Genomic DNA, 26,333 nt, shown 5'->3' with positions numbered 1-26,333 from the left:
CACAGGCCACGAGCAGCCAGTTCCCCCGCCGTCATTCCGGTAGTCTTTTTAGCCGGAATCTCATTGAAGTGGATAGCTATCAGCGGTCAGTTTTCAGCTGTCAGTAAAAAACACAGGCCACGAGCAGCCAGTTCCTCCGCCTGCTCGTCTTCGCTCGTCCGGTCTGAATATTAACTTACATTGTGTAGTTTTCGCCTTTTGAGCGAGTGACTTTCCTTTAAACGGCGAAAGGAAAGTAACCAAAGGAAATGCCGCCCGTGACGTTTTCTAATCTTGTCCGAATGTTCACTTCTGATCGCACCGACTCAAACAGTACATCCCTGTACAGTCTTGAGCCTACACCTGACGTCCTGTCAGGTATTGCTGAAGTGATAACTCTCCCAAGGAAAACTTAAACGGGATCCGCGCAGCCACATAGATTTGTCGAAGCAATATAGAGCATCGATATTTAAGTGGTTTAGGTTTTAAGATATGATGTTCTCAATAAGTTTAATAAGCAGATAAAGTCCGTATATCCACAAGATAAACGGAATAGTTCAGCTTAGTCATGCAGTTAGTTGCTATGGAGGAAATTTGACCGATTCAGAAATCATTACAGCCATTAAAGATGTTTTTCTTGCTTTTGCAGCCATTACGACTGCTAGCGTTGCGCTTTTGGGGTTAAAAAGTTGGAAACGAGAGCTAAAAGGGAAAGCTGAATTTGAAGTTGCACGAAGTCTTTTAAAAGAAACATACCGAGTTCGAGATCAGTTGTCGTATGCACGAAATCCTATGACATTAGCACATGAATTTCCTGATGGTTACAATCCATTACCAGGGAAATATGATGCTAAAGCATCAGCCGAAGCACATGGTTATGCATTTACTAATCGTTGGAAGCCTGTAGTAGAAGCAGTACAAACTTATGAAGTTGTACTGCTAGAGGCAGAAGCGATTTGGGGTGACAAAATAAAAACAAAATGTACTGAGTTGAGACGTTGTTGTTTACAAATGAATAGATCCATGAAAAAAATTGTTGATGATATCGCTAGCGATGGGAGAAAGTTTGAAGGTTATGAACATATAACGGAAAAAGCTCGCGATGATGTTTGGTCAATGGATGATGACGAGCTTAGTTTAAAAATTCAAAGTGCAGTGAAGGAGATTGAGGATTACTTGCGTCCTCACATAAAACGCAACTAACAACACGCCCAGAGGTGGCAGCCAGTAATAATTAGCAATTAATGGCAAACTTTAACAACGGAGAGCCTCTTTTTTTAGTGCTTCCAAGTATTTCGACTCATCGTACGGTGTGCTCGTTTTCCAACACCGAAACACTAACCTTACCCACTTAAACGCTAACACTCTTATGCAGCTGTTGTGTGGAGTGCCGGGTCAAGTCTGAATGGCACTGCATTAAGCCTAAAAGCTATAGATAATAGGCTTTACAGGGAGAGATCGAATTCAAGTTAACCCATTAAGTTCATGTTTTTAGGTTGATTTACCAAAGGCATTAAATTTACTCTGATCTTTAATGTCCTGAAAATATTGCGTTTATAGCTTAATGCAGTGCCATTCGGGTCAAGTCTTGAATTTTGCTAATAAACAACTCTTTGTGGCTGCGCGTATCACCGTTTGAGTTTTCCTTGGGCGGTGAATGACTTCAGCAACCGTAGGCATGGATGCCTAGGTAAGCTCAAGACAGTACATGGATGTACTGTTTGAGCTGGTGCGATCAGAAGTCATTTATTGGACAAGATTAGAAAACGATACGGGCGATTTTCTTTGGTTACTTTCTTTGTTCGCACAAAGAAAGTAACTCGCCGAGAGGCGAAACCACTGCCAAGTGAGTAGAGTCACCGCTTCAACGAGCGAAGGCGAACCACTGTTACCTATGTATATAGTCCGTAACCTGCTCTGGGATTCCCGATAGAACAACTCGGGAATGACGATCTTCGGTGGATAGATTTTGACCTTACTGATAGCCGACAGCTAACAACTGACCGCTATGTTTCTCCTCTGAGATTCCCGATAAAACAACTCGGGAATGACGATCTTCGGTGGATAGATTTTGACCTTACTGATAGCCGACAGCTAACAACTGACCGCTATGTTTCCCCTCTGGGATTCCCGATAAAACAACTCGGGAATGACGGGAATAAGCCACGAGCTACGCGTTAATTAGCGACGAACGTTACCTGTTTTCGTAGCTAATAGCTCGATACTCGAAGCTAGGTTTTGACCTTACTGATAGCTGACAGCTAATAACTGACAGCTATCTTTTGACCTTACTGACAGCTATGTTTTAACTTCACTGAAAGCTGATTTTATATTCCCCACAATCTTCCCAATCAACGTCGCTCTTGCTTCTCGACTCGCCCATGCGGTGTGTGGCGTTATCACTAAACGAGTTTGATTTTTAATACTTAGGTAAGGATGATTTTCAATCATAGGTTCAATCGCTAATACATCGGTGCCATGATAAATCTCTTTCTCATCTAGTGCCTCTGCCATTGCCTCTTCATCAATGATGCCACCGCGACCAAGGTTTAAGATAATTGCGCCATCTTTTAATTTCAACAGTGCGTCTTTATTAATGAGGTTTTGTGTTTGCTCATTTAATGGCGCGTGAATAGTAATAAAGTCACAACTTGATAACAGCGTATCAAAGTCAACTTGCTCAATGCTTTGCTGAGTATTTTTACCCGAGGTAGAGTAATAACAAAGCTCACAACCAAATACCTGTGCAATTTCAGCTACACGCTGCCCGATTGCACCAAAACCAATAATGCCCCACTTTTTGCCTTTTAATTCTGAAAAACCAACATCAATATGTGTAAAGGTTGGGCTGGCACACCATTGTTTCGCTAGCGTATATTGCTCGTAATAACGGCTGTGCTGATTAAGCTGTAATAACATCGCTAATGTCGCTTGAGCCACACTCTCGGTGGAGTAACCCGCTACATTTTTAACCATAACACCCGCTTTTTGAGCGGCGATTAAATCAACATTATTGGTGCCTGTTGCGGCAATACAAATAAGTTTTAACTGTGGATTCGCATTAATAACCTGCTCATCGATAACCACTTTATTAGTAATAATAACGTCGTTACCTGCAATTCTCTCAAGGAGCTGATTGGGTTGCGTAACATCATAATTTGTAAACGTACCTAAGGCAGAAAATACGGAAAGATCACTATCTCCCAGTGTTAATGCATCTAACAATACAATATTCATCTTTATTTCCTCTATTTCATTTACAAGCAACTACACTAACACTAACTTTGATACGCAGTTAAAGGCTTTTTATGAAAAGAATTTCTCATTATATTACCTTAAAATTTATTAGCTTAATGCTGATCTCACTGATCTTAGTTATGACCAGCCTTCAAATTGCCAGTATGCTTAAAATAAAATCAGATGTCCTAAACATTCAAACACTCTGGGATGAAGTTCAAGTAGAACAATCAGAAAAATTGCGCTTGGAAAACTCTATTCGTTCTTTTTTGGGTTTTTCCGGCATGATCCACAAGCTTAAAAATGCCATTATAAATAATAATCTTGATCAGTTAGATAGCATAAGATCCGATATTCACAGTGTTGAAACAATTATTCAACTTTACCTCTCATTCCAACTTTCTAATGCTGAGCGTTATGCTTTACACGACATTTTAGCCGTGGTGAAGAAGTATCAGCAAAAAACCGATAAGTTACACTCTCTGTATCAGCAAAATGTCCCTCAGAAAAAATTGGACCAATTCCTGCGTATCAACGATAAACCAGCACTACGAGGACTAGAAATTTTAGATCAGTACAATCGAAATAGAATTGTTCACAAAGGAAAAAAGCATTCAATACACGCGGATAAATTTATTTTATTAACCGATTTAGTGGCTCAGCTTGGTTATGGTGGTTTAATTCATCATATTAAAAACTTACAACTAAGAGCTGATACTTATTACGCCATTGAGTCACAAAATAAGATTAATAATATTAGAGTGACACTCGATAAATTTTCCAAAATTCCCCTCTCCAATGAAGAAGAAAAAGCATTAACCAGTTTAAAGAACACCACTCACTTCTATCAAAGCATGTTAACAAACCTAAAAAGACCGCTTAATAAACAAGAAAAAATGAACCCGACCACCTCAAAGAACGCCAATGATGAGGCCTCTAATGCCCTACAAATATTACAGCAACATATTGAAATAGAGCTAAAAAGTAAAATTTTTTCCGTGGGGGAAAAAATCCATCACATCCAAGGTAATATCACGAATCTCATTAAAGGCATTATCTTTTTGACCATTGCCTCACTGCTCTTTTTTGCTTATATCATGTTTAAAAAAGTCATTATTCCGTTGCAAAATGTCACCTCTGCAATGGTGTTACTGGCACGTCAAAAATATAATAGAGAGGTTAATTTTACCGATTATCAGATTTTTGAAATTAAGCAGATGATTCGCTCTATTCGTATCTTTAAGAAAAACGAAAATAAACGTCGCCATAGTGAAAAATCATTAACAAAAATGAACTGCACCACGCTGCAACAACTAGTAGAAATTAAAGAGTTACAACTTAAAAGTGAGCAAAAAACAGAGCAGGCATTAACCCTTGCTAACCACCTGATTGATTTACAAAAAAGTGCGGAGTTTGATCGTAACAATGCACTCGAGAATCAACGTCGCGTTAATACCATCCTTAATACCGTCCACGATGCCATTATCACTACCAACAGAATGGGTATCATTGAAAGCATCAATACGGCAACAGAGTTAATGTTGGGTTACCGAGAGGTAGAGTTATTAGGTGAAAATATTATTTTATTAATGCCCAGTGATGTCGCTGCGCAATACCCGCATATAATTAGTGAATTTAATAAACCAGAGAATATCAATGAACAAAAAAATAGTCGAGAGTTGACTATCAAACGGGCTGATGATTCCACTTTCCCTGTCGAGATTTTCCTCGGGCAGTCAGAGTTTAATAACGAAACCACGTTTACAGCGGTTATTCGCGATATTACTCAACGTAAAAAAGATGAAGATGAAATTCAGCATTTAGCCTTAACCGACCCGCTTACCAACCTCGCAAATCGTCGTCATTTTAATCAAGAATTGAAACGCTCAATGGACAACAAAAAACGCTTAAATCTCAGTGTTGGTTTGTTAATGATTGATCTGGACAACTTTAAGCCGATTAATGATACCTACGGGCATAATATTGGCGACAAAGTATTACAACGTGTCTCCTGCCGTTTGCAAAATGTCACACGTAATGTTGATTTGATTGCACGTTTAGGGGGTGATGAATTTGCCATTATTTTAAACAGTGTGAATGACCACTTTGATCCTATTTCACCGGCACAAAAAATCATTGAAACTATTACTAAACCGATGAATATTGACGGACAAATGGTACAAGTCGGCACTACGATTGGTATTTCTATTTCACCGCAGGATGCCATGAGTTTGGAGGAGTTTATTAATCGTGCAGATAAGGCGTTATATAAAGCTAAAAGCCTTGGCAAAGGGCAATACTTCTCATATCAAGATTTGAGTGATGATGAGAAGTAGTAGGTTAGCGATCAGTTACTCGCTGTCAGTTATCAGCTAAAGGCAGAAAGCTAACAGCTAATAGCTAATAGCTAACAATTAAGAGCTAATAACTAACAACTAAGAGCCTTTAGCTTTCTAGCATATCCAAGGCAACGGCTTCTGCGATTTTAATACCATCAATACCCGCAGATAAAATACCACCCGCATAACCAGCGCCTTCGCCAGCTGGGTATAAACCTTTAGTATTAATACTTTGTAAATCACTACCACGTTTAATTTGCACAGGAGAAGAGGTACGCGTTTCAACGCCTGTTAACATTGCATCTGCACTATCAAATCCACGGATTTTCTTCGCAAAAGCAGGGATCGCTTCACGGATTGCATCAATCGCAAATCCCGGTAATGCCGGTGTTAAGTCTGTCATTTTTACATTTGGCTTGTAAGACGGCTCAACATTTTCAAACGGTTTACCACTTCCTGCATTCAAGAAATCACCTACCATTTGTGCAGGCGCATCATAATTACTGCCACCCATCACATAAGCATGACGCTCAAGTTTTCTTTGTAAGGCAATGCCTTGCAATGGATCGTTATCAAAATCACTTGGGCTAATACCAACCACGATTGCACTGTTTGCATTACGCTCACTACGTGAATATTGGCTCATACCGTTTGTTACAACCGCATGTTCTTCAGAGGTTGCAGCAACCACTACACCACCCGGACACATACAGAAACTGTAAACACTACGGCCATTTTTACAATGGTGAACTAATTTGTAATCCGCAGCGCCTAAAATAGGATGACCGGCATTAATACCAAAGCGGCATTTATCGATCATCTCCTGTTTGTGCTCAATACGGAAACCAATTGAGAAAGACTGTGCATCAAGATGTACGCCTTTATCATGCAACATTTTCACGGTATCACGGGCACTATGACCGATTGCTAATGTCACGTGTTTAGAATGAAGCACTTCACCGCCGTTTAATGTAACACCGGTAACCTGTCTGTTTTCACCCTCACCTTCGATGTTGATCTCTTCTACGCGAGTTTCAAAGCGAATTTCACCACCGAGCGCGATAATGTTACGGCGCATTTTCTCAACCATAGTCACTAACTTGTAAGTACCAATGTGTGGTTTACTCACGTAGATAATTTCAGCAGGTGCGCCAGCGGCAACAAATTCTTGTTTTACTTTAAGTCCAAGAAAACCTGGATCTTTCACTTGGCTATATAATTTACCGTCGGAGAATGTGCCCGCGCCACCTTCACCAAATTGTACATTTGATTCAGTATTTAATTCGCTGGTACGCCAAAAACGGAAGGTATCTTTTGCACGTTCATGCACCGATTTACCACGTTCTAAAATAATGGGATTAAAGCCCATTTGAGCAAGAATCAACCCAGTGAACAGACCACAAGGTCCCATGCCAATAACAATCGGACGTTCGCTTAAATCAGCGGGTGCTTTAGCAACATATTTGTAATCGGTATCAGGCGAGATGCGCACGTTTTGATCTTTCTCTAAATCAATAAGCAGTTGCGCTTCATCAACATCCGTTAAGGTAACATCAAGGGTATAAATCAGCGTGATCACATTACGTTTACGTGCATCATAGCCACGCTTAAACACATGAATATCAACCAACTGTTGCTCAGATATATTTAGTTTGTCGAAAACAAACTGCTGCAGCGCATCTTCGCTGTGATCGAGAGGTAGTTTAACTTGGTTGAGACGTATCATAATTCACCTGGTTACTTGAAAAAGTTGCCTTAAAAAACTGGCTTAAAAATAAGCGCGTAGTTTACGTGATCTATCTCTAAATTGAAATCAAATCAAGACCATGTTGCTAAGCAAATAATACGTAAAATAGAAGTGCTTAGCTAAAACAAAAAAACCAGCCGAAGCTGGTTTTTTATTTAATCAGTTTTTGAAAAAATTATCGTTTCGAGAACTGTTTCATAATCACAATCGTAATTGCAAAGGCTAAAGCACAAACAGCCAGTGATGCGAGTAATGAACTAGTAAAACCTAATACAACAAAACCAATTGCAGAGATTAAAGCAATCGATAACGCGTAAGGTAATTGTGTTGCAACATGGTCGATATGTTTACAACGCGCACCTGTTGAAGAAAGTATGGTGGTATCTGAGATAGGTGAACAGTGATCACCAAATACAGAGCCCGCTAATACTGCACTTAACATCGGTAACATTAGCGCTAAATCTGTTGCACCCGCCATGTCGCCTGCAATCGGTAACATGATGCCAAACGTACCCCATGAAGTACCCGTTGAAAACGCCATTGCGCCAGATAAAACAAACAGGATAACCGGTAACCAATGTAAACCGATATTACCTTGTACTAGGCTTGATAAGTAAGCGCCAGTTTTCATATCACCAATGACAGAGCCGATAGACCAAGCAAAGAACAGAATGATAATCGCGCCAAACATTGATTTAGCACCCACCCATAGGGCATAACCAATTTCTTTTAACGGTAGTTTTTGCTTAAAAGTAGTTGTTAAGCTTAATAAAAGACCAACAAGTCCACCATAAACCAATGATGCACCTACATCAGTATTCTCAAAAGCACCTAATACAGAAAAGGCTAAATCACTTTTAGCAAGCGCTTGATTACCTGTGTACATCATGAAGAATAAGGTTGCACCAATCAGCGCTAAAATCGGGTAGATTAAGTCAGAAACTTTACCCAGTTCGCTTTCATGTATACCTAGTTCGTCTTTTAAGTTAGCCGCGTTGTTATCACCCGCGTGCTCAGCACCACGTTTTTCAGCTTCTTGTTCATGGTGTTTCATCGCACCAATATCGAGTTTGAAGTAGATAACAGCAAATACCATTAATAAACTGAACAATGCATAAAAGTTCATTGGTATCAGCGCCATATAAGCACCAAGAGGTGAGTAATCAGTCATACCGTGGCTAACTAAAATACCACCGATAATCGTCATGATATAAGCGCCCCAACTAGAAACGGGCATCAAGATACACATAGGTGCAGCTGTCGAATCTAGTATGTAAGCGAGTTTTGCGCGGGAAACGTTAAATCGGTCAGTCACAGGACGTGAAATTGAACCTACCGCTAAACTATTAAAGTAATCATCGATAAAGATAAACACACCTAAGAAGGCAGCCAGTAGCGAAGCGCCACGTTTATCTTTAATATGCTCAAGTGCCCAGTTAGCAAATGCACGCGTACCGCCTGAAAGCGTCAATAATGCGGTCATCATGCCGAGTAATAATAGGAAGGCAACAATACTCATGTTCCAAGTATTAATACCGCCATCTTCTATTACGACACCTTTAACTGTGGTTGCAACATAAGTGAGTGCTTCAATAGGGGCAAAGTTAGAAAGTAACAATGCTCCCAGTACAATACCAACACCCAGCGATACTAAAACACGGCGTGTGATAATAGCCAAACCTAATGCAATAACAGCAGGTAAAATCGACAACGGTGACGTTGCAAAATCGATTAACATTATTTTTCCCTTTAAAATTGAAAAGCCTCTCCCGTTTGGGAAGAGGCTTGTGTATTTAACTAACTAATCATTGAGCTATGGGCGCTAATTTACAGGGAATGGCAAAATAATGCAATGTGACTCAGGCTGAGTAGAAAACGTGATAAAAACAAAACAATCTAGTGACATTTACTCCTATTTATATTTGTGAAGATGTTTAGTTTAAGTTTTATTTATTAAACGATTTTTCACCTGAACGCTTAATATCATTTTCTTAAGCGATAAAAAAAGCCCCTGCTTAAATGAATAAACAGGGGCTTTTTTAGTCGTTATTTAACGAACTAAAGTCCGTAAATAACTTAGTATCGTTACACAATAACTTGCGCTAAATTGCTTCCAAAAAGTCTTAAGTGACTGGCTATTTTGAAAACAAAAGCGCAAGTAATTTTGAAGCCGATCCTTAGTATCGTTACACAATAACTTGCGCTAAATTGCTTCCAAAAAGTCTTAAGTGACTGGCTATTTTGAAAACAAAAGCGCAAGTAATTTTGAAGCCGATCCTTAGTTAGATAGCATTAGCGAGTCAGCCATTGCTTCTAAGTTTGAGTTACCCATTAGGTAAGCATCAACAGCACGAGACGCTTCACGGCCTTCATTGATACAACGAACGATCAGAGACTGACCTGTACGCATATCACCAGCAGCAAAAATACCCGCTTGCGTTGTTTGGTAATCGTTAGTTTTAACGTTACCGCGCTCATCCAAACCGATTTCTAGTTGTGCTAAAACACCTGTTGGTTCTGGGTGTAAGAAACCCATTGCCAAGAATGCTTTAGTACAAGGAACACTTCTTACAGAACCTTCAATTTCTTTGAAGTTCGGACGTTGGCCCGGTTCTGCTTTTTCCCATTCGATATCAGCAATGATTAATTCTTTAACGTTGCCGTTTTCATCACCAATAAACTCTTTAGTTAGAATAGACCATTTACGATCTGCGCCTTCTTCATGAGAAGTCGTGGTTTTAAGAATCATTGGGTACGAAGGCCAAGGCATATTTTGTGTACGCTGTTCAGGCGGTACAGGCATGATTTCTACTTGTAATACAGAAGCTGCACCGTGACGGTTAGAAGTACCCACACAGTCAGAACCCGTATCACCACCACCGATAACTAAAACGTGATCGTCAGCAGCGTGAATTTCTTCAGTCTTTAAATCCATATCGTTTGCACGACGGTTATTTTGACCTAGGAATTCCATTGCAAAATGAACACCTTTTAAATCACGACCTGGGATTGGTAAATCACGAGGTACTGTAGAGCCACCCGTTAAGACCACAACATCAAACTGCTTGCGTAGCTCACTTGCGTCAAAATCAACACCAATGTGTGCATTAACAACCATCTTGATACCAGCCGCTTCCATTACCGCGATTTTACGATCGATAACATCCATGCCTAGTTTAAAGTCTGGGATACCAAAGCGTAATAAACCGCCCACTTTCTCGTCGCGTTCATAAACTGTGACGGTATGACCCGCAGAGTTTAATTGCTCAGCAGCAGCAAGACCCGCAGGTCCTGAGCCGATGATCGCCACTGTTTTACCAGTACGAGCAGTTGGAATTTTTGGTTTAACGTAGCCATTTTTGTATGCTGTTTCAACGATGTTTTTCTCGATGTTACAGATAGTAATTGGATCTTGGTTAATACCTAGTACACATGAACTCTCACAAGGAGCAGGACAAACACGACCCGTAAATTCTGGGAAGTTGTTAGTCGAGCTTAGAATTTCCCAAGCTTCCTGCCAGCTGTCGCGGTAAACCGCATCATTGAATTCAGGAATAATGTTACCAATTGGACAGCCGTTGTGACAAAAAGGCACACCACAGTCCATACAACGTGAAGCTTGGTCATTAATTTTCTTACCAAACTCGTCCATTTGTACGAATTCTTTATTATCTTTTAGACGCTCTTCAACCGGTAATTTACCTGGCAATTCACGACCTAATTCTAAAAATCCAGTAGGCTTCCCCATTATGCTGCTCCTTTCACACGTGCCGCTAATACCGCTTTATAATCGCGCGGCATTACTTTAACCATTTTCGCTAAACTCGCATTAACATCCACAAGGAATGCAGCGGCAAGGTTAGATTCAGTTAGCTCAAAGTGTTTTGTTACCTTGGCAACAATAATGTCTCTATCCGTTTGAGTAAGAGGATCTAGGTCAACAAGTTCCATGTTACAGCTTGCTTCAAAAGAATCATCTTCGTCCCAAATGTAAGCAACACCGCCACTCATACCGGCAGCAAAGTTACGACCCGTCGTACCTAAGTTAATCATGATGCCGCCAGTCATATATTCACAACCGTGATCACCAAGACCTTCTACAACCACTTCTGCGCCCGAGTTACGTACACAGAAACGTTCGCCAGCCATACCATTAATGTAAGACTCACCAGACGTTGCACCGTAGAAACATACGTTACCCACAATGATATTGTCTTTAGCAACGATGTCTGAATTACGATGAGGGTAAACGACGATTTGACCGCCAGATAAACCTTTACCCCAGTAATCGTTCGCGTCACCTTCAACCGTAAATTCAACACCTTTTGCAAGGAAACAACCAAATGATTGACCCGCAGAACCGGTGAATTTAACTTTCATCGGTTGTGGTAAACCATCGTCGTTGTACACCTTAGAGATTTCGTTAGAAAGCATGGTGCCACAAGAACGGTCAGTATTTAGGATAGGGAACTCGCCCGATACCGCTTCACCGTTTTCAAGTGCAGGTTTAGCAAGCTCGATAAGCTGTCTATCTAATACAGCTTCAAGGTTATGGTTTTGGGTTGTTTGGTTAAACATACCGTCTTCCGCTTTACCTTGTTGCTTGAATAAGATGGTGCTCAAGTCTAGATTTTTGTATTTCCAGTGCTTGATATCTTCACGTACTTTTAGATTTTGCGTTTGACCAACCATTTCAGTGATTGTTGCATAACCTAACATCGCCATGTTTTCACGCATGCCTTGAACCATGTAACCAAAGAAGGTAACAACATCATCAACACGACCGTCAAAACGTTCACGTAATGTTTTGTTTTGTGTTGCGATACCAACAGGACAGGTATTCAAATGACACTTACGCATCATGATACAGCCTTCAACAATAAGTGCGGCTGTTGCTACGCCCCACTCTTCAGAACCAAGAAGTGCTGCGATAGTTAAATCACGTGGTGTTTTCATCTGACCATCAGCTTGTAAAACGATACGATTACGTAGACCGTTTTTCATTAGCGTTTGGTGAGCTTCAGCTAGACCTAATTCCCACGGTAAACCCGCATGACGAATTGAAGATAAAGGTGATGCACCTGTACCGCCGTCAAAACCAGCGATTAAGATAACGTCAGCTTTTGCTTTAGCAACACCTGATGCGATTGTACCTACACCCGCTTCTGATACTAATTTAACGTTAACACGGCCAGCGCGATTCGCGTTTTTCAGATCGTAGATTAGCTGTGCTAAATCTTCGATTGAGTAAATATCATGATGCGGTGGCGGTGAAATCAGACCTACGCCAGGAGTAGAGTGACGTGTACGACCAATCCAGTCATCAACTTTGTGACCTGGTAATTGACCACCTTCACCTGGTTTCGCGCCTTGAGCCATTTTGATTTGGATTTCAGCTGCGTTAGTTAGGTAGTATGACGTTACACCGAAACGACCTGATGCAACCTGTTTGATTGCAGAGCGTTCCCAGTCACCGTTTTCTTTTGGTAAGAAACGAGCTGGATCTTCACCACCTTCACCAGAGTTTGATTTTGCGCCGATGCGGTTCATCGCAATAGCAAGCGTTGAGTGAGCTTCGTGCGAGATAGAACCGAATGACATTGCACCCGTTGCAAAACGTTTTAATATTTTTTCAGCTGGCTCTACATCATCAATTGAGATTGGACCCGATGCTTTTGGTACAAATTCAAACTGACTACGTAGTGTTGCCGCGTTTTCACCCTGTGCATCAACTTCATTTGCGTATTCTTTGAACTGCGCGTAATTTTTGTTACGCGTCGACTCTTGTAATAAAGAGATCGTCTTAGGGTTCCAAAGATGTTTTTCACCACGTTGTTTCCACTGGTAAACACCACCAACATCTAAACGTGTTACTGGTACTTCGCGTAATGGGTAAGCGTAACGATGACGAATAGTCGCTTCAGCAGCGATATCATCAATCGATAGACCTTGAATACGTGTCACAGTACCGGTGAAGTAAGCATCAACTACTTTTTTACTTACGCCCAGCGCTTCAAAGATTTGTGCACCTTGGTACGACTGAATAGTCGAGATACCCATTTTCGAGAAGATCTTCAATAGACCCGCGTCGATAGCACCTTTGTAAGTCGCAAATAACTCTGCCACTGTTTTATCAGCAGGTAGACGTTTCTTCGCTTGTAGATCAACAACCATTTCTTCGATTAGGTATGCGTTTACCGCAGAAGCACCGTAACCAATAACGGTTGCGAAGTGATGTGTTTCGCGCACGTCACCTGTTTCAACAACGATGTCACATAAAGCACGTAAGCCTTTCTTAATTAAGTAATGGTGAACAGCACCGGTAATTAACATTGAAGGAATTGGCGCGTGATCAGACGTTGCATTACGGTCAGAAAGAATGATGATTGAGTAACCATCGTTAATTGCATCTTCTGCGTAACGACAAATACGTTTGATTGATTTATCTAGTTTACCGGTTTTACCGTTGGCTCTAAATAACGTATCTAACGTTTTTGCTTGTAGATGTTTATCATCTAACGCGTTGATTTTCTCAAGTTCAGCATTGCTTAATACTGGCGACTCAAGTTCAACTTTATGACAATGCTCAGGTGTTTCAGACAACAAGTTCTGATCTTTACCTAAGTAAGTGTTTAGTGACATAACCATGCGTTCACGAATTGGATCGATTGGCGGGTTAGTTACTTGTGCAAACAACTGTTTAAAGTAATGCGACAAATGTTGTGATTGATGAGATAGAACAGCCAGAGGCCAATCCACACCCATTGCGCCAAGTGGCTCTTTACCATCACGGAACATTGGTAATACAATTTCATTGATCTCTTCAGAGGTCACGCCAAATGTTTGTAGGCGACGTAATAACTGGCCATCATTTGGTTGAATATTACGCTCAAGTGCAGCCGGTTGTTCTTCAAGTTTAACTTGATTATCAGTTAACCATTTTTCATACGGCTGTTGGCTAGCAATGCTATTTTTCACTTCATCATCAGAGATGATACGACCTTGCTCTAAATCGGCAACAAAGATACGACCTGGTTGTAAACGGCCACGTAACTTAATGTTTTCAGGCGCAATATCAACAACACCAGATTCAGATGCCATGATTAGGAAGTCATCGTTTGTTACACAGTAACGAGATGGACGTAGACCGTTACGGTCAAGTGTTGCACCCACTTGTACACCATCGGTGAAACATACAGAAGCTGGGCCATCCCATGGTTCCATAATGTTTGCGTGGTATTGGTAGAATGCACGACGTTTTGGTTCCATCGCTTTATTTTCTTGCCAAGCTTCAGGAATCATCATCATTAGAGAATGAGGAAGACTACGGCCAGAAAGAACTAAAAGTTCTAATGCCATATCAAAGCTTGCAGAATCAGACATACCTTCAGTACAAATAGGCATCAACATATCTAACTCTTCACGTGTGAAGAATTCAGCTTCAAGCAACGCTTCACGTGCTTTCATCCAGTTGATATTACCGCGTACTGTATTGATTTCGCCGTTGTGCGCAATGTAACGGAAAGGTTGCGCTAAACGCCAGCGAGGGAAAGTATTTGTTGAGAAACGAGAGTGAACTAATGCCAGTGCCGTTACCATGCCTGGATTTTGTAAATCTAGGAAGTATTGCGGTACTTGTTCAGTCGTTAACTGACCTTTGTAAACAATTGTTTTGTACGAGAATGTATTGATATAGAAGTTATCTTCGATACCCGCTACAGACTGTAAACAAATGCGTGTTGCGTAGTTACGTAAAATAAATGCTTTACGCTCTAATACTGCCGGGTCCATATCTGTTCCACCGGTCACGAACAAATGTTCGAACTGCGGTTCAGTACTCAACGGATCAGCACCGATCATTGAGTTATCTGTAGGAAGAATACGGTAACCAATCACTTCAAGACCTATACGTTCAGCAGTGCGTGCTAAAATTTCACGGCACTCTTTACGTCGATTTTCATCTTGGGGAAATAACACTGTACCAACAGCATATTGATCAAACTTAGGTAATGTAATCCCAACTTTTAATGCTTCAGTTACTAAAAACTCATGCGGTTTTTGTAACAAGATACCAGCACCGTCACCGCTGCAAGGATCGCAACCCTGACCGCCACGATGCTCCATGCGCGCAAGCATATCTAATGCTTGAGTCACAATTGCGTGTGATTTACTATTCTTCAAATGTGCCACGAAACCGATGCCACAAGCATCATGTTCCAGTTCTGGCACATAAAGGCCTTGAGCGTTTTGCTCTATATTAGTCATAAACATGTCCTTACAAGATAAAATAATAGCAATTTGTACTACTATTTCAGTTCTAATGTTTTCGAAGTGCATTATCTTATTTAGTGAATAAATTAAAAAACAGGCGTTTCATTTTTAGTTTTGTTATTGGAAAGTAAATTTTTCAGAGGTAAAACCTCCAAATCATCAGCATTCCCATCAATAAACAAGGCGCACAGCATCCCTATAAGTACAGGGCTCATACACTATTCCATCGAAATAAACCTACATAACAAGCGTAACACAGGCGTAATTTTGGCCGTATTCTAACGTTTTAGATGCATAAAATCCAATTTTCTTATTTTAAGCAGGGGCAGGAAGATGTTAATCGCTTGTTACACTAGGCGGGGTGGTCAAAACTTCAGCTAAACATTACAAAACCATCTTTTTTTTATGTCAAATGAATGACAAAAGGGAACATAAAACACACAAAACAGCAACATCAGTCACTTAAAGGCAAGTTAAATGTGAATATTAATTCACTTTTTCCGACTTATTACGCTTTTTATTGACGTATATTTTAAACAATAGCAATAATTTTGCTTCCCACTCGGGCAACCATAACCACAGTAACATTGAGGCCATGAGTAGACCATCGGACAACCAACCTTCACTTAAAATGCTCAATAAACCAATCGTTGCAATAACAACGCGGTCGATTTGATGAACGTTACTGTTTTTTAACATAATATTCTCCTCATTCGACAACTTAACCTATGCTTTAAAAAATTTGCATAATTGATACCAATGTTGCAAATTTTGCAAATTTTGCAAATTTTGCAAACATTGGCGATTTAGCGCATCATAAATCATTTTATTGCGACAGCAATTCAAGCACTTTAACTTGGAAAAACTATGCAAACTATCATTGATATTGGTGTAACAGAATCTTTAATCACTGCGATTTTAGTGTTGTTTATTGGCCGATTAATTAACTCCCTGAGCCCAAAATCAGCTAAGTTCAACATTCCAGAACCGATTCTAGGCGGTCTAGCAATTGCGATATTAATTACCGTTTTATATCAAAATGGCATCACAGTTAACTTTAATCTTCCCCTTCAAGAAACCTTTATGTTGCTCTTTTTTAGTACCATTGGACTCGCAGCAAGCTTCAAATTATTAGCCCAAGGCGGTAAAAAAGTATTTGTTTTTTAGGTATCGTGAGTTTTTATATCGTCATTCAAAATGGTGTCGGTGTGGCACTCGCCACTGCGTTAGGATTAGATCCCTTATTAGGCTTGATTGCAGGCTCTATTACTTTATCGGGCATGGTACGGGGGCAGCTTGGGCACAAACCTTTAATGATGATTATGGTTTACAAACATTAGAGTTTGCCATGGCTGCTGCGACCTTTGGTTTAGTCATGGGTGGCCTCATCGGTGGCCCCGTTGCACAGCAATTAATCAATAAAAACAACCTTGAATCAGAATTTGGTAAAGGGGAAAATTATCACGATACACACCCAGAACTCGTCACTTATAACCAATTAGAAGAAGACCGAGTCACCGCCAAAAAAACAACGGAAACCCTGTTTATGCGTCATTCATCGGCGTAGTAATCACTAACGTGACGGAGTCGATCAAGCTTTACAAAGTAAATGCAGAAACCGTTGATATTTTAGGCACCGTCTCTTTAGCGCTGTTTTTATCGATGGCATTAATGAGTTTGAAGTTATGGGAGATTTTTGATTTAGCGATACCGTTATTAATCATCCTACTTTGCCAAACCCTTGTACTGGGCCTGTTTACCTACTTTATTACTTTCCGTCTTATGGGAAGTACCTACGATGCAGCCGTAATGGACGGTGGTCACGGTGGGTTTGGTATGGGTGCAACACCCACCGCGGTAATGAACATGGGCGCACTGGTCTCACGTAACGGTCCTTCACCGCAAGCCTTTATGGTCGTGCCAATTGTTGGCGCTTTTTTCATCGATATTACTAACCTTGTTATCTTACAGGGATACATTGCCTTTATCGGTTAAGAGGTTAAAAGGTTAAGAGGTTAAGAGGTTAAAAGGTTAAGAGGTTAAGAGGTTAAGAGGTTAATGCTCTTTAGTGAATCAATAAGAGTGAACAGATAAAAAAAGGCCCTAGTGTTTCCACTAAGGCCTTTTAACTGAAGTATTATCGCTACTTTTTATTTTATATTTTTTGTATTGATAATATAACTTCACCCACTTCTAAACCCCACTTTTTGATAACACTACGATTAATCACATGGCTTTCATCGATAAGGTATAACCAGTCATCAAATAAAACGCGATAAGTGCTCCCCTCTACCGTTAAATCCATTTCATAATGCCAGCGTAATGCCCTGACTTTCCCCCTCTGCCGTGCCTACGATATCACCCGCACGGCCAGTATATTGACCCTCACTGAGTTGACTAATCACCCAAGTACGCTCGGTTTTCTCTCCGTCATCAAAAATAAACCACTCTTCAAGCGTTAGTTTATTTCCCTCAAGCGTACCGAGCATTTTTACGCTAAATCGTCTCGTCACTAAACCACTACGATTAATGACCACCCCTTTGGCTTCTAATTCGCCACTAAAATAATTCATTACATCAAAATCAGGCGCGCTATTACTGTAATCATTAATATTGGGGCTACTACAAGCAGTGATGATAAATAGGCTAAACAATATCAACAGAGGTTTGATTTTTTTGCTTAAATTTTTCATTTTTTCATTTTTTCATTCCTATGACTTTCTAATTACAACACTACAAACCCAGTAACTGTCGACGTAACTTTGGCTGTGATGTTTTATCTGATAGCCAAATCGCTAAAAAGGCATCTGAAAAATCTTCACTATTAATGCCACCTAATAATGTTTTATTGTGATAGAAAAACCTTTTTTATTTTCACTCACATAGAAGGTTAAGCTGTCACCACTTTTGATATCAGGCCAAATTTTTTGTAAGGACTGTAACCACCCCTTCATTTTTGCATCTTCAAAACCTTGCAATATCCACTGCTCTTTGGTGGCATTAACTAATCGTTTTTTGTTAATGTTTTTTAAATAATTAAGCGTTAATACTTGTGGGTACACAGTCGATGAATAATCACCATCTCGTGTAAATAAAGAGGCATGGTAAATATCTAGAAACATCCACGACATCGTGCCATTACCTACTTTTTCTAATTGATGTGGTAATCTTGCTTGAGCCGATAAGCTAAACAATAAAGTCACTAAAAACAGCATTGATTGTAACATTTTAATCAGCCTAGTAAGGCCAGAATGGCTTTTGTTATACTTTGCATTGAGATGAAATAAAGCGTATTTTACGTTCATAATATTTCCCTCATTTACCTTGTATAGTTGATGCTATAAATACGTATACGGGTAATGTGACAGACCAGATCACGACTAAAGCAAAAATAGTTAATTCAGTTGTAAAAGCATAATCAACGGCGCCAAGTTTATAGGCACTAAAATAACTTAAGCTACCAGAAACACCACCCAAGATCGCCTGCACTACCAATGGACTGCGCATTAACCAGCCCATACTATAATGAAACGTTAGCGCAAAATTAGCCCAAAGCAGTAATAACCACAGCGGTAAAAGATGCCCGTCATCAAACAAAAATAGCCCTGTAAAAGCACAAATTAAATCAACCAAGGATCCCAGCAGCGTAATAAAAAATACGCTATAAAAATCACGCACTCGATAACGACTCATTAAGAAGTGACAGATCAAAAGGGTGATTAAAATTAAAATCCCCTGTTGCTGCAGTGTAACCGCAACAAACCAGGCAGATTGAAAGCTCAAAAAGTTAAACACCATAAACGCACGTGGGCTTAAATTAAACATTGGCTTAACAATCGGCTTAACAATTGGCTTAACGACCGATTTAACGATTGCCTTAATCATCTCTGTAACCGGGTTTAGCAGCAATAAGATGAACCGTACTGGTCATGCGCTCTAAAAAGGCACCTTCGCAATAACATAAATAAAATTGCCATAAACGAATGAAATCATCGCCATAACCCATTTTTTTAATGTTAGGCAGATCAGCCTCAAAACGCTCAAACCAATGCTTTAATGTTTTGGCGTAATCTTGCCCGATATCATGTAATCCCGTGATCACCATATCGGTTTTGTTTGTCACATTATCAGCCATGATATTAATAGACGGTAAGCAGCCACCCGGGAAAATATAACGCTGTATAAAATCGACACCTTTGCGGTATTCATCGTAACGTTGATCAGCAATGGTAATCGCCTGAATCAACATTTTTCCGTTTGGTTTAAGGTGTTTATTACAGGTTTCAAAGAAACTCGCAAGATACTCATGCCCTACCGCTTCAATCATTTCGATTGAGACTAATTTGTCATATTGACCTTCCAGTTCACGGTAATCTTTGCTTAATAAAGTAATTTCATCGTTTAAGCCTAAAGACTCAACTCGTGCTTTTGCATATTCAAACTGTGCATCGGAAATCGTCGTTGTGGTGACATGAACGCCATAATGCTGCACGGCATAAATAGCTAAAGCCCCCCATCCTGTACCGATTTCTAATACGCTTTCACCGGGTTTAAGATCCAAGCGTTGGCAAATCAGATCCAGCTTATGCAACTGAGCTTCATCTAGAGTAGCCTCTGCATGTGGGTAAATAGCACTGGAATACACCATTTCTTTGTCTAAGAAAGTTTTGTACATATCGTTGCCCAGATCGTAATGTGCAAGAATGTTCTTTTTAGCCCCTTCTTTAGTGTTTTTACGTGCTTTATGATAAATCCATTTAGGCAACGACAATATTTTAGTGAAAGACTTTTCTAACCCCTCAAGAATGCCCTGTTCACGGCTCAATACTTGTATTACTTTAGTTAAATCTGGACTTGTCCACCAGCCATCAATATAAGATTCACCAGCAGCAATGGACCCTCCTAATAAAATACGTTTGTAGGTTTTAGGGTTATTGATAAACACCACGGCTTTAAGCGATGCATTTTTATCACCTAATAACATTGATTGATCACTGTCCACTAGCGTTAAATGGCTTTTTGTTAGATTGCTGAGTAGCTTAATCAATATTTTTTTAGCTGTTTTATCAAATAGGTGCACATCTTGTGACGCTTCAACAGCCTGTATATTTTCTAATGGCATTCGCTTATCCCTTTATTTTTTTTCATGCGCCACATAAGGCACACCTTTAATAAATAACTTCATCGCTTGCCAATAGATTCCCCACAATGTTTTTAATGTCATCATTGGGATGCTGGCAATACATCGTCTTAAATTTTGATTGGTAAAATCCATTCTTGTCATGTTTAAATTGGCATCAAAGAGCTTTTCGCCGGACGTTAAATGGGTGTTTTCAATACGTAGCTTCAACTGCTCATCAGGTTTTTTTATTAACCATTGATATTGCATATTTAAGTCCATAAAAGGGGATACGTGGAAAGCCTTCTCAGAGATCAGTTTTTGGGGGTTATTTTTTTCAGCTTGCTGATTAACGGGAATTAAATAGTAGTGTCGTTCGTTCCAAGGGGTATTACTGACTTCCGCTAACATCGATAACAAAGCATCGTTTTCATCAAAGCAGTAATATAAATTAATGGGGCTAAAATACAGTCCAAAACAGCGTAACTGGCCGATGAACATTACCCGATGTGGTGCTTGTGTTGCCCCTAAGCTTTCTATTTTATGCCAGACATCTGCTTTAGAAAGTTGTGATTGATGACTTAAATAATCACTACTTTTAAAACTCAAGGGGGCTAATTTATTACTTTTAAACCAAGGTCCTATCTCGCTTATTTGTTGCAATTCATCAAGATCAATCGCAAGTAAAAACATCTGGTATTTAAAACTGTGTTTTTTAGGGCTAAAGCGTCGGTGCCCTACCCAGCCTTTATAGATACCAGACTTTAATGCACTAACCTGTGAAACACTCTCTTGTATCGATGTCATAACGAGATGCCAAAACGTTTACATACATCTAACGCGCTGTTCACGCCATCTTCATGGAAGCCGTTATACCAATAAGCGCCTGCAAAGTGAGTATTGTTTTTACCGCAAATCTCGCTACGTTTTTGTTGCGAAGCTAAACTACTGGCATTAAATACCGGATGATCATAATGGTATACCGACAGTATTTTCTGTTTATCAATTAATGCGGTCTGATTTAAAGTGATACAAAAAGTGGGCGCATGCGCGGGTAAGTTTTGTAATATATTCATGTTATAGGTTAATGCTGCAGGGCGTAAATTATCGCTATTTAAATGATAATTCCAGGCAGCCCAAGCGCCTTTTTGAGCAGGTAATAAGCTTTCATCATGATGCATCACCACTTCATTTTTTTGGTATTTAAGACCCCCTAACACCGATTTTTCTTGATCTGTAATATCCACTAGCATCTTTTGTGCTTGGTCACTGTGACAGGCGAGTACCACCTCATCAAAGTACTGCCATTCCCCCTGACTTCCCGCGTTGTTAATTTGTAGTTCAACACCTTCTTTTAAGCGTTTCACTGCTGTTACAGGCGAATTTAAGTGAATTTTGCCACTGAAGCTTTCAATTAACGGAATAATATATTGTTTTGAGCCACCGGAAATTACGTACCATTGCGGACGATTAAAAACACTTAACAAACCATGGTTATAAAAGAAACGAATGAAAAAGTATAAAGGAAAGGCTTTCATCTCGGTCAAACTAGTGGACCAAATGGCAGCCCCCATCGGTAAAATATAATGATTGGCAAAATAGTCACTAAAACCATGGTGCGTTAAAAACTCACCGAGGTTTTGCTCACTGTTCACTTGTTTAGCGGCCCACAAGGTTTTACACAGTTTATTAAAACGTAAAATATCTTTGATTAAACAGAGAAATTTTACATTAAATATATTGGAGCGTTGTGCAAACAATCCATTTAAACCGCTACCACTGTATTCAAGACCCGTATCTTGGTTGCTTACACTAAAACTCATTTCAGTGGCTAATCTGTCAACACCTAGCTTTTTAAGTAATTTTTCAAAATTAGGGTAGGTTCTGTCATTAAACACAATAAAACCCGTGTCTATTTGCCATTGTTGCCCTTGAAAATCGACTTCCTTGGTTGCCGTATGGCCACCAATATAATCGCCAGCTTCAAATACACTAATATCGTGTTCTTTATTAAGTAAATAAGCACAGGTTAAACCGGAAATTCCCGTCCCAATAATTGCGATTTTCTTTTTGTTTTTACTGCTTGAATCTGTCATTTTTGTAATGTCCTCGCACTAAACGAACGCCATAAACGCTCTGGTAAAAAAGCGATGGCTTTTAAGATCAAGGTGAATTTTTTTGGGAAATGAATATCAAATTGGCGTTTTTGTAAACCTTGTACAATATAAGTAGCGGCTTGCTCACTAGTAATACGCATCGGCATATTGAAGTCATTTTTATCCGTCAGTGGGGTTTTAACAAAGCCGGGTCTAATTAGACTCACATCGATATCAGACTGTTTTAGATCTATCGCTAAACTACTCGCTAAATAAGCAATGCCCGCTTTACTTGCGCCATAAGCTTGCGCACGAGAGAAAGGTAAAAAGCTGGCACTCGACCCCACTAAGGCGAGTTGTGAACCGGCAGCCATTTTAGGTAACAGCGCCTGTAAACAGTAACCAATGGAAATGAGGTTAGTATTAATCACCCTTTCAAAGAGTTTGCCGTCAAAGTGTTTTACATCATCAATGTATTCGCAGCTTCCGGCATTTAAAATGACTAAATCTAAACCTTCAAGGTGTGCAAAGTTATCCAATACTTGTTGCGATTCGTTTAAATCTAATTGCAGGGTTTGAATGTTTTCTTTGGTGGCTAATAGCGCCAATTTTTCAGGGTTACGTCCACAGGCAATCACTTTCCAGCCTAATGCAAGATATTGCGCGCATAACGCTTCACCAATACCGGATGCCGCGCCAGTTAACAGTAGTGTTTTTTGTTGAGGACGGCCGTCTTGGTTAGGTTTCATGATTTCACCCTGTTTTTAATACCTTTAATCACCCTGCCAACCACAGGTAAGTGCTCGTATAACATCTGCCCCATATCAACATAATCACGGTGATAATCTATTTTGTCAGAAAACCTTAAAAATGAACTGCCATCGACGGTGATCATCTTGCCCGAATTAATTTTATGGTGTGCATATTCCATGCGCCATATCAGGCAGGCTTGGCCGTTTTCTTCGATAATATTTTCAATAATAAAACGGCAATATTTCATGTTTTCATAAAGATGTTGAAAATACTCAATCAGCGCATCAATGCCCTGTAATGAGTCCACTGCATCAACAAACTCAATTTTCGGGCTATACACGTCTTTTAACTGCTGAAGATTGCCACTCTCTAAGCCTTGATAAATTCGACAAAAATCCGTTAACAATGGTGAGTTCATTATTTATCCCTTTTTCAGCACTGAAAATAATTGTAACGCGGTTAATCGCGCCACCTTATGCTCAACAATCGGGTTCACCGGGAAGTGAATCTGTTTGTCACTCAAATGTGCCAACGCTTGATTATATATACTGATGAACTGACCATTTGGATCAAACTTTTGACTCTGAATAATAGGATTAAAAATTCTAAAGTAAGGTTGTGCATCACACCCCGTACTAGCAGCCCACTGCCAACCGCCATTGTTAGACGCCAAATCACCATCAATAAGGTGTTGTTTAAAGAATCGTTCCCCCCAACGCCAATCAATTAATAGATGTTTAGTTAAAAAACTCGCACAGACCATACGTAAGCGGTTATGCATCCAGCCAGTCTGAATTAATTGCTGCATGGCAGCATCAACGAGCGGATAACCGGTTTTTCCTTCACACCAAGCTTTGAACAGCTTGGGATCATTCTGCCACTGTATTTGATTGCCCAGTTTATTATAGTTATCCCCTTTACCAAGGTTAGGGTTTAACACCATAATGTGGCGGTAAAACTCACGCCAGACGAGCTCATTGACCCAAGTTGATACGCCATTTTTTGCGTTATCTAAGGCATCAGGGAATCTCAGTAACAAAGCATGTAAACACTGTTTTGTACTGATTAAACCCAAGGCTAAATAAGGCGATAACATAGATGTGGCTTGTTTAGCTGGGAAGTCACGCTTTAAGTGATAATACTCAACAAACTGATCTAAGAAATCGACTAAATGTGTTTGTGCGGCATCCTCTGATGCCAGCCAATAAGCACTGTCTTTTTTAGGTCGATCGATAGTGAACGCTGTCGGTATGATGATTTCACTTGCTGCATTTTGCGCCGCAGGTTTGCAGTAAGGGCTTAAATCTAGCGCCTGAACTTGTTTTAACCAGTTAATTTTAAATGGCGTAAACACCTTAAACATAGTGCCTTGCTGGGTCAGTACTTGACCAGGATTAAGAATACAATCAGCCTGAAAAATCTGTAAATCAATGCCCTGTTGCTGTACTTTAATATCTCGATTTATTTCATCGACTTCTACTTCACTGTTGGCGAATACCTGAGAGGCGTTTAGCTTTTTACATAACGTCGCTAACGCATCAGGAATATCATCAAAAAGATCAACCGTTTCAACAATCAGTTCAATACCTAGTGTCGCTAAAGAATAGGCTAATTGATTAATGCTTTTTTCAATGAAATCTATCTGAATAGGCGCTACATCATGCTGTTGCCATTGTAGGGGAGTAACGAAATAAACCGCGGTGACAGGCCCGTTTTGGCAGGCCAGGGTTAACGCTGGATTATCATGGATACGTAAATCTTTACGAAACCAAACTATTTGCATTAGCAATCCTGTAAACCATTAAGTGTTAATGACTGTAACGTAGCTTTAATTCTTCAGGGTGTGGATGGAGGTACACTTGTTGCACTAAATACGGGTCTGGGAACAAAGCTAAATAATGATTTATCAGTGTTAACGGCGCCATTAAAGGTAACAAGCCTTGACGGTATTTATCGATATTACTCGCCAAATCAATGCGCTGCGCACTGTTTAAATGACTTTTAAAGTAACCTTGTAGGTGTGCAAGCGTATTACTGTGGCTCTTACGTGTTGGTAATGTGCCCAGCACTTGCATAAATAGGACAATATATTCATCGGCAATCTGCTCTACTGTTTTATCACTATTACCGCCTAACATGGGCCCTAATTTGTAATATAAAGCCGGATTATGTGCCATCAACAAGTACTTATGTTGCGCATGAAAACTGATCAATTTTGCTAAGGTTAATCCACTGTCGATTAGACATTTCCACTGATGATAAGCAAAAACACGGGTAATAAAGTTATCACGTAATAACGGGTCGTTTAAACGCCCGTCTTCTTCGATAGGTAATAATGGGTGATCTTTCATGATTTGTGCTGCGAACAAACCGACACCATCACGTTGACCATTATTGGTACCCGCCTGATAAAGCGTAACGCGTTCCATTCCACAGCTTGGTGATTTAGCACAGAGAATATAACCGCTCAAATGGTGTAGCGTTGAGCTGGCTTCTTTTGAGTACTTGTTCATATCATCGGTGACATCAAAACTGCCATCACTGGCAACAATACGAATAATATCTTCATCTTTAACTAATCGAATGGTTTTACGTGGCGTACCTAAACCAATCGCCATTTCAGGACATAAAGGTTGAAAGTCAAAATATTCAGCCAATACATTCTGGCAATATCTACTTTGCTTATGTCCGCCGTCATAACGCACCTTCGCCCCTAATAAACAGCTACTAATACCCACTTTAATGCCATTATGTGGTGTTTTTTGCATAATTTACCTGCCCCTATCAACGTC

General features: G+C 40.0%; 19 protein-coding genes and 3 pseudogenes. 3 read left to right on the top strand and 19 right to left on the bottom strand.

The window, feature by feature from the left end; translation table 11 throughout:
• Positions 1–573: 573 nt before the first annotated feature.
• A complete protein-coding gene (locus CXF74_RS13420) occupies positions 574–1,182 on the top strand; it encodes a hypothetical protein (protein WP_101083007.1) in 609 nt (202 codons plus the stop codon).
• Between the two features lie 31 nt (positions 1,183–1,213).
• Here the strand turns inward: CXF74_RS13420 and CXF74_RS22550 are convergent.
• Positions 1,214–1,347: pseudogene (locus CXF74_RS22550) on the bottom strand (IS110 family transposase); the annotation flags it as partial.
• A 930-nt stretch (positions 1,348–2,277) separates the two neighbouring features.
• Positions 2,278–3,216: a D-2-hydroxyacid dehydrogenase gene (locus tag CXF74_RS13410; RefSeq protein ID WP_101083005.1), complete on the bottom strand. Its 939-nt coding sequence runs from the start codon at positions 3,214–3,216 to the stop codon at positions 2,278–2,280.
• 71 nt (positions 3,217–3,287) lie between these two features.
• On the opposite strand from CXF74_RS13410, the gene CXF74_RS13405 reads away from it, so the two are divergent.
• Entirely contained in the window at positions 3,288–5,552 is a 2,265-nt protein-coding gene (locus tag CXF74_RS13405) for a sensor domain-containing diguanylate cyclase (protein WP_101083003.1), read from the top strand.
• Positions 5,553–5,661: 109 nt separating this feature from the next.
• On the opposite strand, the gene CXF74_RS13400 is transcribed toward CXF74_RS13405, so the two are convergent.
• The 6 genes from CXF74_RS13400 to CXF74_RS13380 all read right to left on the bottom strand — a co-directional run bounded on the left by CXF74_RS13400 (position 5,662) and on the right by CXF74_RS13380 (position 16,272).
• On the bottom strand, positions 5,662–7,281 hold the full coding sequence (locus CXF74_RS13400) for an NAD(P)/FAD-dependent oxidoreductase (protein ID WP_101083001.1): 1,620 nt from the start codon (positions 7,279–7,281) through the stop codon (positions 5,662–5,664).
• Positions 7,282–7,477: 196 nt separating this feature from the next.
• Complete coding sequence (locus CXF74_RS13395; RefSeq protein ID WP_232772521.1) at positions 7,478–9,040, bottom strand: Na+/H+ antiporter NhaC family protein; 1,563 nt, start codon at positions 9,038–9,040, stop codon at positions 7,478–7,480.
• A gap of 540 nt (positions 9,041–9,580) precedes the next feature.
• Positions 9,581–11,050 (bottom strand): glutamate synthase subunit beta, encoded by a 1,470-nt coding sequence (locus CXF74_RS13390; RefSeq protein WP_101082997.1) that lies wholly within the window; start codon positions 11,048–11,050, stop codon positions 9,581–9,583.
• On the bottom strand, positions 11,050–15,567 hold the full coding sequence (gltB, locus tag CXF74_RS13385; RefSeq protein WP_198552853.1) for a glutamate synthase large subunit: 4,518 nt from the start codon (positions 15,565–15,567) through the stop codon (positions 11,050–11,052). Before gltB ends, CXF74_RS13390 begins: the two co-directional genes overlap by 1 nt.
• A gap of 92 nt (positions 15,568–15,659) precedes the next feature.
• Positions 15,660–15,788 (bottom strand): hypothetical protein, encoded by a 129-nt coding sequence (locus CXF74_RS22880; protein ID WP_269800774.1) that lies wholly within the window; start codon positions 15,786–15,788, stop codon positions 15,660–15,662.
• 271 nt (positions 15,789–16,059) lie between these two features.
• Positions 16,060–16,272 (bottom strand): hypothetical protein, encoded by a 213-nt coding sequence (locus CXF74_RS13380; RefSeq protein WP_101082993.1) that lies wholly within the window; start codon positions 16,270–16,272, stop codon positions 16,060–16,062.
• Positions 16,273–16,440: 168 nt separating this feature from the next.
• On the opposite strand from CXF74_RS13380, the pseudogene CXF74_RS13375 reads away from it, so the two are divergent.
• Positions 16,441–17,568, top strand: a pseudogene (locus CXF74_RS13375) (sodium/glutamate symporter).
• Between the two features lie 160 nt (positions 17,569–17,728).
• On the opposite strand, the pseudogene CXF74_RS13370 reads toward CXF74_RS13375, so the two are convergent.
• The 11 genes and pseudogenes from CXF74_RS13370 to CXF74_RS13320 form a co-directional block, all read right to left on the bottom strand.
• Positions 17,729–18,266: pseudogene (locus tag CXF74_RS13370) on the bottom strand (DUF3833 domain-containing protein).
• A gap of 40 nt (positions 18,267–18,306) precedes the next feature.
• Complete coding sequence (locus CXF74_RS23100) at positions 18,307–18,402, bottom strand: chalcone isomerase family protein (RefSeq protein WP_101083092.1); 96 nt, start codon at positions 18,400–18,402, stop codon at positions 18,307–18,309.
• Positions 18,403–18,407: 5 nt separating this feature from the next.
• Positions 18,408–18,878, bottom strand: coding sequence for a hypothetical protein (locus CXF74_RS13360; protein ID WP_101082991.1), 471 nt, complete (start codon positions 18,876–18,878; stop codon positions 18,408–18,410).
• A gap of 10 nt (positions 18,879–18,888) precedes the next feature.
• Complete coding sequence (locus CXF74_RS13355) at positions 18,889–19,458, bottom strand: DUF2878 domain-containing protein (RefSeq protein ID WP_101082989.1); 570 nt, start codon at positions 19,456–19,458, stop codon at positions 18,889–18,891.
• Positions 19,451–20,695, bottom strand: a complete 1,245-nt coding sequence (locus CXF74_RS13350) for an SAM-dependent methyltransferase (RefSeq protein WP_101082987.1) — start codon at positions 20,693–20,695, stop codon at positions 19,451–19,453. Before CXF74_RS13350 ends, CXF74_RS13355 begins: the two co-directional genes overlap by 8 nt.
• Positions 20,696–20,707: 12 nt before the next feature.
• Positions 20,708–21,499: a DUF1365 domain-containing protein gene (locus CXF74_RS13345; protein WP_101082985.1), complete on the bottom strand. Its 792-nt coding sequence runs from the start codon at positions 21,497–21,499 to the stop codon at positions 20,708–20,710.
• Complete coding sequence (locus CXF74_RS13340; RefSeq protein ID WP_101082983.1) at positions 21,496–22,788, bottom strand: NAD(P)/FAD-dependent oxidoreductase; 1,293 nt, start codon at positions 22,786–22,788, stop codon at positions 21,496–21,498. Before CXF74_RS13340 ends, CXF74_RS13345 begins: the two co-directional genes overlap by 4 nt.
• A complete protein-coding gene (locus CXF74_RS13335; protein ID WP_101082981.1) occupies positions 22,785–23,537 on the bottom strand; it encodes an SDR family NAD(P)-dependent oxidoreductase in 753 nt (250 codons plus the stop codon). Before CXF74_RS13335 ends, CXF74_RS13340 begins: the two co-directional genes overlap by 4 nt.
• Positions 23,534–23,959 (bottom strand): nuclear transport factor 2 family protein, encoded by a 426-nt coding sequence (locus tag CXF74_RS13330; RefSeq protein WP_101082978.1) that lies wholly within the window; start codon positions 23,957–23,959, stop codon positions 23,534–23,536. Before CXF74_RS13330 ends, CXF74_RS13335 begins: the two co-directional genes overlap by 4 nt.
• A 3-nt stretch (positions 23,960–23,962) precedes the next feature.
• Positions 23,963–25,324, bottom strand: coding sequence for a deoxyribodipyrimidine photo-lyase (gene phrB / locus CXF74_RS13325; RefSeq protein ID WP_101082976.1), 1,362 nt, complete (start codon positions 25,322–25,324; stop codon positions 23,963–23,965).
• Between the two features lie 25 nt (positions 25,325–25,349).
• Positions 25,350–26,309, bottom strand: a complete 960-nt coding sequence (locus tag CXF74_RS13320) for a YbgA family protein (RefSeq protein ID WP_101082974.1) — start codon at positions 26,307–26,309, stop codon at positions 25,350–25,352.
• Positions 26,310–26,333 lie beyond the last annotated feature (24 nt).

Source organism: Psychromonas sp. Urea-02u-13 (assembly GCF_002835995.1).
Taxonomy (GTDB): domain Bacteria; phylum Pseudomonadota; class Gammaproteobacteria; order Enterobacterales; family Psychromonadaceae; genus Psychromonas.
This window is presented reverse-complemented; position numbering and strand designations above follow the sequence as displayed.

Bases quoted from the DNA above. Each gene is read 5' to 3' on its own strand.
- gltB (WP_198552853.1), bottom strand. From the start codon at position 15,567: ATGACTAATATAGAGCAAAACGCTCAAGGCCTTTATGTGCCAGAACTG.
- CXF74_RS13350 (WP_101082987.1), bottom strand. From the start codon at position 20,695: ATGCCATTAGAAAATATACAGGCTGTTGAAGCGTCACAAGATGTGCAC.
- CXF74_RS13335 (WP_101082981.1), bottom strand. From the start codon at position 23,537: ATGAAACCTAACCAAGACGGCCGTCCTCAACAAAAAACACTACTGTTA.
- CXF74_RS13400 (WP_101083001.1), bottom strand. From the start codon at position 7,281: ATGATACGTCTCAACCAAGTTAAACTACCTCTCGATCACAGCGAAGAT.
- CXF74_RS13405 (WP_101083003.1), top strand. From the start codon at position 3,288: ATGAAAAGAATTTCTCATTATATTACCTTAAAATTTATTAGCTTAATG.
- CXF74_RS13340 (WP_101082983.1), bottom strand. From the start codon at position 22,788: ATGACAGATTCAAGCAGTAAAAACAAAAAGAAAATCGCAATTATTGGG.
- CXF74_RS13360 (WP_101082991.1), bottom strand. From the start codon at position 18,878: ATGAACGTAAAATACGCTTTATTTCATCTCAATGCAAAGTATAACAAA.
- CXF74_RS13380 (WP_101082993.1), bottom strand. From the start codon at position 16,272: ATGTTAAAAAACAGTAACGTTCATCAAATCGACCGCGTTGTTATTGCA.
- CXF74_RS13330 (WP_101082978.1), bottom strand. From the start codon at position 23,959: ATGAACTCACCATTGTTAACGGATTTTTGTCGAATTTATCAAGGCTTA.
- CXF74_RS13410 (WP_101083005.1), bottom strand. From the start codon at position 3,216: ATGAATATTGTATTGTTAGATGCATTAACACTGGGAGATAGTGATCTT.
- CXF74_RS13395 (WP_232772521.1), bottom strand. From the start codon at position 9,040: ATGTTAATCGATTTTGCAACGTCACCGTTGTCGATTTTACCTGCTGTT.
- CXF74_RS13355 (WP_101082989.1), bottom strand. From the start codon at position 19,458: ATGATTAAGGCAATCGTTAAATCGGTCGTTAAGCCAATTGTTAAGCCG.
- phrB (WP_101082976.1), bottom strand. From the start codon at position 25,324: ATGCAAATAGTTTGGTTTCGTAAAGATTTACGTATCCATGATAATCCA.
- CXF74_RS13390 (WP_101082997.1), bottom strand. From the start codon at position 11,050: ATGGGGAAGCCTACTGGATTTTTAGAATTAGGTCGTGAATTGCCAGGT.
- CXF74_RS22880 (WP_269800774.1), bottom strand. From the start codon at position 15,788: ATGAGCCCTGTACTTATAGGGATGCTGTGCGCCTTGTTTATTGATGGG.
- CXF74_RS13320 (WP_101082974.1), bottom strand. From the start codon at position 26,309: ATGCAAAAAACACCACATAATGGCATTAAAGTGGGTATTAGTAGCTGT.
- CXF74_RS13345 (WP_101082985.1), bottom strand. From the start codon at position 21,499: ATGACATCGATACAAGAGAGTGTTTCACAGGTTAGTGCATTAAAGTCT.